Source organism: Burkholderia sp. E168m23, from assembly GCF_016586125.1.
GTDB lineage: Bacteria > Pseudomonadota > Gammaproteobacteria > Burkholderiales > Burkholderiaceae > Burkholderia > Burkholderia orbicola.
Map to the genome: position 1 here is coordinate 1 of NZ_BCPP01000229.1, position 7,988 is coordinate 7,988.

At 66.2% G+C, this 7,988-nt stretch carries 8 protein-coding genes and 1 pseudogene; 6 read left to right on the forward strand and 3 right to left on the reverse strand.

Going from position 1 to position 7,988, the window contains the following annotated elements:
• Window positions 1-141 (forward strand): annotated as a pseudogene (locus JMF90_RS14090) (TetR family transcriptional regulator C-terminal domain-containing protein); the annotation flags it as partial.
• Between the two features lie 126 nt (window positions 142-267).
• Here the strand turns inward: JMF90_RS14090 and JMF90_RS14095 are convergent.
• From JMF90_RS14095 to JMF90_RS14105, 3 genes are read right to left on the reverse strand one after another with little or no spacing between them, the layout of a single operon-like run.
• Window positions 268-1,458, reverse strand: coding sequence for an acetyl-CoA C-acyltransferase (locus JMF90_RS14095; RefSeq protein WP_201317485.1), 1,191 nt, complete (start codon window positions 1,456-1,458; stop codon window positions 268-270).
• Window positions 1,459-1,476: 18 nt separating this feature from the next.
• Complete coding sequence (locus JMF90_RS14100; protein WP_201317486.1) at window positions 1,477-2,244, reverse strand: 3-hydroxyacyl-CoA dehydrogenase; 768 nt, start codon at window positions 2,242-2,244, stop codon at window positions 1,477-1,479.
• A gap of 13 nt (window positions 2,245-2,257) precedes the next feature.
• Window positions 2,258-3,925 (reverse strand): acyl-CoA synthetase, encoded by a 1,668-nt coding sequence (locus JMF90_RS14105; RefSeq protein WP_201317487.1) that lies wholly within the window; start codon window positions 3,923-3,925, stop codon window positions 2,258-2,260.
• Window positions 3,926-4,068: 143 nt separating this feature from the next.
• Here JMF90_RS14105 and JMF90_RS14110 point away from each other — a divergent pair, with 143 nt between their 5' ends.
• The 5 genes from JMF90_RS14110 to JMF90_RS14130 all read left to right on the forward strand — a co-directional run bounded on the left by JMF90_RS14110 (window position 4,069) and on the right by JMF90_RS14130 (window position 7,956).
• Window positions 4,069-5,073 carry an AraC family transcriptional regulator gene (locus tag JMF90_RS14110; RefSeq protein WP_201317488.1) on the forward strand — a complete coding sequence of 335 codons (1,005 nt, stop codon included), beginning with the start codon at window positions 4,069-4,071 and terminating at the stop codon, window positions 5,071-5,073.
• Window positions 5,074-5,248: 175 nt separating this feature from the next.
• The gene (locus JMF90_RS14115; protein ID WP_201317489.1) at window positions 5,249-5,848 is read left to right on the forward strand and encodes a hypothetical protein; all 600 of its coding nucleotides are present in this window, start codon (window positions 5,249-5,251) and stop codon (window positions 5,846-5,848) included.
• Window positions 5,849-5,955: 107 nt separating this feature from the next.
• A complete protein-coding gene (locus JMF90_RS14120) occupies window positions 5,956-6,273 on the forward strand; it encodes a nuclear transport factor 2 family protein (protein ID WP_201317490.1) in 318 nt (105 codons plus the stop codon).
• 131 nt (window positions 6,274-6,404) lie between these two features.
• Window positions 6,405-6,797 (forward strand): GNAT family N-acetyltransferase, encoded by a 393-nt coding sequence (locus JMF90_RS14125; RefSeq protein WP_268905949.1) that lies wholly within the window; start codon window positions 6,405-6,407, stop codon window positions 6,795-6,797.
• Between the two features lie 32 nt (window positions 6,798-6,829).
• A protein-coding gene (locus JMF90_RS14130; RefSeq protein ID WP_201317491.1) for an IS3 family transposase occupies window positions 6,830-7,956 on the forward strand; the annotation gives its coding sequence in 2 pieces (ribosomal slippage) (window positions 6,830-7,070 and window positions 7,070-7,956; 1,128 coding nt in all).
• Window positions 7,957-7,988: the final 32 nt, after the last annotated feature.

Sequence of the window (7,988 nt, forward strand, 5' to 3'; positions counted from 1 at the left end):
AAGTTATACGAAAATGCGCAGATTCGCGCGCTGAGCGGCAAGCGCGCGTTCACGAAGAAGGCGTTCGACGAGAAAACCGAGCAGGTCGTGCAGCTCGTGATTCGCGCGTGCGGCGCGGTGTCGCCGAACGCGAAGCCTTAGCGCGATACGACGCTTCCATCGAATAAAAACGGGCGGCGCGCATCACACGGGGATGTCCCGTGCAATACGCGCCGCCCGTGATGCCGCGTTCGCGCGTGCGAACAATGCGATGCGATGCGCGACTTCTTACGCGATGCGCTCGATCGCAATCGCCGTCGCTTCACCGCCGCCGATGCACAGCGATGCGACGCCGCGCGTCAGGCCATACGTTTCGAGCGCGGCCAGCAGCGTCACCATCACGCGCGCACCCGATGCGCCGATCGGATGCCCGAGCGCGCACGCGCCGCCGTGCACGTTCACCTTCTCGTGCGGCAGGTCGAGGTCGCGCATCGCGGCCATTGGCACCACCGCGAACGCTTCGTTGATCTCGAACAGGTCGACGTCGCGCAGGTTCCAGCCGGTTTTCTCCGACAGCTTGCGCAACGCGCCGATCGGTGCGGTCGCGAACAGGCCGGGCTTGTCCGCATGAGTCGAATGCCCGACGATCACGGCCTTCGGCGTGAGGCCGAGGCGCTCGGCTTCCGAGCGGCGCATCATCACCAGCGCGGCCGCACCGTCCGAGATCGACGAAGCGTTCGCGGCCGTCACCGTGCCGCCGTCGCGAAACGCCGGCTTCAGCGTCGGGATCTTGTCGAGTTTCGCCTTGCCGGGCTGCTCGTCGATCGACACGATGCTTTCCGTCTTGCCGGCCTTCACGGTCACCGGCGCGATTTCCGACACGAAACGCCCTTCCGCGATCGCACGCTGCGCCCGCGTCAGCGACGCAATCGCGAACGCATCCTGCGCTTCGCGGGTGAACTGGTACGCCTGCGCGCAATCCTCGGCGAAGGTGCCCATCAGGCGGCCCTTTTCATACGCGTCCTCGAGCCCGTCGAGGAACATGTGATCGAGCACCTGTCCGTGACCCATGCGCATGCCCGCGCGCGCCTTCGGCAGCAGATACGGCGCATTCGTCATGCTCTCCATCCCGCCCGCCACGGCCACCGCCGCCGAACCGGCCAGCAGCAGGTCGTGCGCGAACATCGCCGCCTTCATCCCCGAACCGCACATCTTGTTGACCGTGGTCGCGCCCGCCGCGAGCGGCAGCCCGGCCTTCAGCCCGGCCTGTCGCGCGGGCGCCTGGCCCTGGCCGGCCGGCAGCACGCAGCCGAACACGATTTCCTCGATGCGTTCGGCCGGCACGTTCGCGCGCTCGAGCGCGGCACGAATCGCCACCGCGCCAAGGTCGCTCGCGCTCGCCGCCGCCAGGTCGCCCTGAAAACCACCCATCGGCGTGCGCGCCGCACCCACGATTACGATCGGATCCTGAGTCGTCATGATTCGCTTCCTCCAGTGTCAGCGCGGTGCCATGCGCAACGCGCCATCGAGACGGATGACTTCGCCGTTCAGCATCGTGTTCTCGGCGATGTGGCGCACCAGCGCCGCAAATTCTTCCGGGCGGCCGAGCCGCGGCGGAAACGGCACGCTCTTGCCGAGCGCGTCCTGCACGTCCTGCGGCATGCCGGCCATCATCGGCGTCGCGAAGATGCCGGGCGCGACCGTCACGACGCGAATGCCGAAGCGCGCGAGTTCGCGCGCGATCGGCAGCGTCATGCCCACCACGCCGCTCTTCGACGCCGCATACGCGGCCTGTCCGATCTGTCCATCAAACGCCGCGACCGACGCGGTGTTGATGATCACGCCGCGCTCGCCTTCCGCATCGGCGTCCTGCTTCGACATCGCTTCGGCAGCCAGCCGAATCATGTTGAACGTGCCGACGAGGTTGATCGACACCGCCCGCGCGAAGCGGTCGAGCGAGTGTGGGCCATCGCGGCCGACGACCTTCTCGCCCGGCGCGACGCCCGCGCAGTTGACGAGCGCATCGACGCGGCCGAACGCGTCGCGCGCGGCCGCGACGGCCGCCTGACCGTCGGCTTCGCTCGTCACGTCGGTCTTCACGAACCGTGCGGCCGCGCCGAGTTCGTTCGCGAGACCCGCGCCCGCCTCGTCATTGACGTCCAGCAGCATGGCCTTGCCGCCTTGCGCGACGACCATGCGCGCCACCGCGGCGCCGAGGCCGGAACCGGCGCCCGTAATCAGAAAAACGCGATCCTTGATATTCATTGGCAGTCCGTATTCAGGGTTGAGCGACCTTCTCGGCTTCCATCTTGCGCAACACGAAGCGCTGGATCTTGCCGCTCGGGGTTTTCGGCAGCGCGTCGACGAAGTCGATCGCGCGCGGATAAGCGTGAGCGGACAGCCGCCGCTTCACGTGCAGACTCAATTCCTCGGCCAGTTCCGGCGTGCCGTCGAAGCCCTTCGACAGGACGACGAACGCCTTCACGATCTCCGTGCGCTCCGGGTCGGGCACGCCGATCACGGCGGCCTCGCTGACGGCCGGATGCTCGATCAGCGCGCTCTCCACGTCGAACGGGCCGATCCGGTAGCCGGACGACGTGATCACGTCGTCCGCGCGGCCGATGAAGCTCACGGCGCCGTCCGGCTCCAGCTCCACGTTGTCGCCGGTCCGGTAATAGCCGCCCGCGATCGCCGGCGTGTCCTGCTGCCAGTAGCCGCGGAACCACAGCAGCGGCGAGCGCGCGATGTCGATCGCGAGGTTGCCGGGCTCGCCGGGGCCGAGTTCGCGGCCCGCTTCGTCGAGCACCGCGACACGGTAGCCCGGCATCGCGAAGCCGGCCGAACCGACGTGCACCACGTGCGTGAGGCCGTGATGGTTGTTCACGACCATGCCCAGCTCGGTCTGGCCGTAGTGATCGTGGATCGGCGCCCCGAGCGCCGCGTGGAACCAGCGCACGACCTCCGGGTTCAACGGTTCGCCCGCGCTGCTCACCACGCGCAGCCGGCCCTTCACGCGCGCGGCCGCTTCCGTCCCGGCCGCCATCAGCATCCGGAATGCGGTCGGCGAACCCGCGAGGCTCGTGATGCCGAGCCGGTCGATCACATCGTACGTGCTGTCGACCGTGAAGCTGCCCTCGTACAGCGTCGTCGCATGACCGAGCAGCAGCGGGCCCGTGATCGCGTAATAGAGGCCGTACGCCCAGCCCGGATCGGCGATGTTCCAGAACCGGTCGCCGGCACGCAGGTCGACCGCTTCGCGCATGTACGCGCCGAACGCGAGCAGCGCGTACAGCGGCACCGGCACGCCCTTCGGCAGGCCCGTCGTGCCCGACGTCGACATCATCATGAACAGGTCGGATCCCTTGCGCAGCACGGGTTCGAACGTATCGGACTGCGCGTCGAGCGCCGCGCGGAAATCGATGTCGCGCACCGGCAGCGCCTCGCCTGCTTCGCGTACCGTCGCGACCAGCGGGCAATCGGCGATTTCGTCGAGCTTCGCGCGATTCGCGACGTTGGTCACGACGAGCCGCGCATCGCTCATGCGCAGCCGGTGCTCGATCGCCTTCGGGCCGAACGCGGTAAACAGCGGCTGGTACACGGCGCCCGCGCGCCACGTGCCGAGGATCGTCGCGACGAGCTCCGGCGTGCGCGGCAGCAGGCCGGCCACCACGTCGCCCGGCTTCACGCCCTGCGCGACGAGCAGGTTCGCGACCCGGGCCGACAACGCCTGCATTTGCGCGAACGTAAAGCGGTGGTGCTGCCCGCCGGCGTCGATCCAGTCGAGTGCGATCGCATCCGCCTTCGCGTGCCGGTCGCAACATTCGACACACGCGTTCAGGCCGCGCTCCAGATCGCCGCTCAGTTGCGCGGCAGCGGTCTCGATACTGAAACGGGCCACGGCGTCGGCGTAAGCCGGCACCGCCCGGGCGGTAGCTCCTTCAGGCATGCGTGTCTCCTGTGCGTTATGGCCGCCGACGCGCCAGGGGCGCGACGGGGATACATCGATAGTAGACAGCCCCTACATTGCAATCAATGACAAACGGAATCTAGAATCATGATCGCTTTTGCCATGTCGAGAGGACGCAGGAAATGGGGCCGCAGATGATTTCGCCGGATTTCGTCGACGATGCGCTCGCGTGCCTGCGCCGGCGCGACTTGCCGACCGCGCCCGTGCTGCGTGCCGCCGGGCTGCCGGCCACCGTGCACGAGCCCGTCACGCCGCAGCAGTACGGCCGGCTGTGGCTCGCGATCGCCGGTACGCTCGACGACGAATTCTTCGGGCTTGCCGCGCGCCCGATGCGGCGTGGCAGCTTCACGCTGCTGTGCCACGCGGTGCTGCATGCCGGCACGCTCGACAAGGCGCTGCGACGCGCGCTGAAGTTTCTGCGTGTGGTGCTCGACGAGCCGCACGGCGAACTCGTGGTGGCCGACGGGCAGGCGCAGATCGTGCTGGCGCAATCGGGCGCGCCGTACCCGGCGTTCGCGTACCGGACGTTCTGGCTGATCCTGCTGGGCGTCGCGTGCTGGCTGATCGGCCGGCGCATCCCGCTGCAGCGCATCGATTTCGCGTGCCCGAGCCTCGGCCAGCGCAGCGACTATCACCAGTTCTTCGGCGTCCCGGTGCATTTCGACCGGCCCGACAGCCGGCTCGCGTTCAACGCCGCGTACCTCGCGCTGCCGACGATCCGCTCGGAGCAGACACTGCGGACCTTCCTGCGCGGCGCACCCGGCAATCTCCTCGTGCGCTACCGACACGACACAGGCTGGGTCGCGAAGACGCGCGCGCACCTGAAAGCGCTGCCGGCCGCCGAATGGCCCGACTTCGACACGCTGGCCGTGCGCCTCGACACGACGCCCGCGACGCTGCGGCGGCGTTTGCGCAGCGAAGGGCAAAGTTTCGCGGCGATCAAGGACGAATTACGCGGCGCGCTGGCCCAGTCGCTGCTGCGCGGGCACGCGCTCAGCGTCGCGGAGATCGCGGTCGAGCTTGGCTTCACCGAGCCGAGCGCGTTTCATCGCGCGTTCCGGAAATGGACAGGCACGAGCCCCGGTGCGTTTCGGCGCGACGTGCATGCGGCGAAGGCGGAGTCTTGACTGGCTAGGTGGATGCGGAGCGTCTCGTCATGTGCGGTCGATACGCGCCAGTCCTGTTTCTTCCGCATTCCGGTGCGAATCTGCGTAGCGCTCACCGCACCGCGGAAAACGCAGGACGTTGCGTCCCGATCCGTCTGACCACATACTGATCGGCAATCCGAACAAGGTTGCGTCGATGGTGAATGTCGATGAAAGCGCCGCTTCGATCTTCGGCGTGATCGGAACGGCCGTGTCGCTGCTGGCGGCGATTCCTTACGGGCTCGCGATCTATCGGCGCACCGTTCGCCCGCATCTGTTCACGTGGCTCGTGTGGTCGGTCGTCACGGCGATCGCGGCCGCCGGCCAGTTCGTCGCGGGCGCGGGCCCGTCCGCATGGTGCACGGCGGCGATTGCCGTCACGTGCTTTCTGACGCTGATCACCAGCCTGTTTCGCGGCGAGCACGGCTGGACGGGCCTCGACTGGCTGTTCCTGTGTGCAGCACTGTCAGCCATTCCGCTGTGGATGCTGACCGACGATCCGACGGTGTCGATCTGCCTGGTCACGCTGATCGAGCTGGCCGGCCTCGGCCCGACCGTGCGCAAGACGATCCGCGATCCGTGGAGCGAGAGCCTCGTCTATTTCGCGCTGTGCGTGCTCAAGTACGCGCTGGCGTTGCTGGCACTGAGCACGTGGAGTGTCGCGGTCGCGTTCTATCCGGCCGTCAACCTGATCGCGTCGATCGGCATCTGCATGGTGATGCTGGTCCGGCGTCAGTCGCTGTCGAATGCGCGATAGGCCGAGTTTGTCGCCCCCGTGCCGCTTTCCCTCCGAAATGATGCGAGGCCTGACAGGATGCAATCCGTACCGTTATCGAACCCAGCGAAACCACGCTCCGCGCGGCGATGCTGGCCAACGACGTCGAAGCGCTCGACGCGCTGCTGGACGACGATCTGGTGTTCACAGTCCCGACCGGCCAGGTCATCTCGAAAGAGGACGACCTGGCCGCGCATCGCGTGAAGCTTTTGCGTCTCGACACACTCGACGTCATCGAAATGCGCGCATCCGCGGTCGACGAGATGATCCTCACCACGACGCGAGCGGCTCTTGCCGGCCGTTTCGACGGCGCGGCATTCACCGGCACGTTTGCCTATACACGCCTCTGGCGTCGATCGGGCGCCCACTGGCGCGTCGTCGCCGGACATGCGTCGCAGGTCATATAGCCGCGCCGGGCGTGTGCATTTGAATGGCATCGCGCAACGCTGTGGTGAGCGGGTCGGCTGTCGATCGGGCGATGAGACCGTACGATCCGGATGATGCACTCATGAAAACGCCGACCAAGGGGGTGTCCGCCATGACGAGAGCCGAAATGCACAAGCTATTTATCGTGCGTGCTGCGCGTGCCGCGGACGCGGACGAACTCACACGACTGGCACGCCTTTCGAAGGCGCACTGGGGCTATCCGAAGGAATGGCTGGACGTGTGGCAAGACGATCTCACGATCTCGCCGGAGACGATCGAAGGGGCGATCGGTTACGTCGCGGAATCAGGCGAGTCGATCATCGGATTCTGGATCCGAGCATCGTTGAATTCGGATCGGCCAACGCCCGGATGGCTGTTCGTTCATCCCGATCACATGGGTCAGGGCGTCGCCCGTGCGCTGTGGAAATCGGTTCGGACCGAGGCCGCCGCGAGAGGAATCAAGAGCTTTGTGATCGTGACCTGCTCCCCGCGTTTAGTACGGTGACGGTGTAGAGTCCGTTCCAGAGAGGAACGGCAATGAAAAAGCGATTCACCGAAGAACAGATCATCGGCATCTTGAAGGAAGCCGAGGCTGGCCTGAAGCCGGCGGAGCTGTGTCGCAAGTACGGCATCTCGGAAGCGACCTACTACAACTGGAAAGCGAAGTTCGGCGGGATGACGGTCTCCGAAGCGCAGCGCCTGAAGGAACTGGAGCAGGAGAACAGCAAGCTCAAGCGACTGTTAGCCGAATCGATGCTCGACAACGCCGCGCTGAAGGACCTGCTGGCTCGAAAGTAGCAAGCCCGCAGGCCAAGCGCGAAGCGGTCCGGATATTGATGACCGAACGTGCCATGGGTGTTACCCGGGCCTGCGGGCTGGTAGGGATTTCGCGCTCGCTGTTCCACTACGAATCACGCCGCCGAGTTGATGACGAAGCGCTGACTGGCCGGATGATGGCCATCGCCGCGCAGAGGCGCCGCTACGGCTATCGCCGGATTCACGTGCTGTTGCAGCGGGATGGCTGCTTCGCCAACCACAAGCGCATCTGGCGCCTGTACAGCAAGGCGGGGCTGAGCGTGCGCAAGCGGCGACGCAAGCGTATTGCGGCTGTCGAGCGCACGCCGCTGCCGTTAGCAACAGGCCCGAATCAGAGCTGGTCGATGGACTTCGTTTCTGACGGGCTGGCCTATGGTCGGCGGTTTCGATGCCTGAACGTGGTCGACGACTACACGCGCGAGTGCTTGGCCATCGAGGTCGATACTTCGCTGCCGGGCCTACGAGTGCAGCAAGTGCTCGAGCGGCTCAAGGAGATGCGAGGCTTACCCGCATCCATCACGGTCGACAACGGGCCGGAGTTCGCTGGTAAGGTGCTGGATGCATGGGCCTACGAAGCCGGTGTCACGCTGTCGTTCATTCGGCCTGGCAAGCCGGTGGAGAATGCCTATATCGAGAGCTTCAACGGGCGGTTCCGCGATGAATGCCTGAACGAGCACTGGTTCGTCTCAATGCGCCACGCCAAGCGGCTGATTGAGGAATGGCGTATCGAGTACAACACCGAGCGGCCTCATAGTTCACTCGGCTATCTGACGCCGGTGCAGTTCGCGCGGGCGCACGATGCAAAGCAGCAGTTTTTAACCTCGGACTCTAACTGCAGTTCGGACTAAAACCGGGGGCAGGTCAATCGAAGCGGATCCCC

Coding starts and splice junctions, on each gene's coding strand:
- JMF90_RS14125 (WP_268905949.1), top strand. CDS start 6,405: ATGACGAGAGCCGAAATGCACAAGCTATTTATCGTGCGTGCTGCGCGT.
- JMF90_RS14115 (WP_201317489.1), top strand. CDS start 5,249: ATGGTGAATGTCGATGAAAGCGCCGCTTCGATCTTCGGCGTGATCGGA.
- JMF90_RS14110 (WP_201317488.1), top strand. CDS start 4,069: ATGGGGCCGCAGATGATTTCGCCGGATTTCGTCGACGATGCGCTCGCG.
- JMF90_RS14105 (WP_201317487.1), bottom strand. CDS start 3,925: ATGCCTGAAGGAGCTACCGCCCGGGCGGTGCCGGCTTACGCCGACGCC.
- JMF90_RS14100 (WP_201317486.1), bottom strand. CDS start 2,244: ATGAATATCAAGGATCGCGTTTTTCTGATTACGGGCGCCGGTTCCGGC.
- JMF90_RS14120 (WP_201317490.1), top strand. CDS start 5,956: ATGCTGGCCAACGACGTCGAAGCGCTCGACGCGCTGCTGGACGACGAT.
- JMF90_RS14095 (WP_201317485.1), bottom strand. CDS start 1,458: ATGACGACTCAGGATCCGATCGTAATCGTGGGTGCGGCGCGCACGCCG.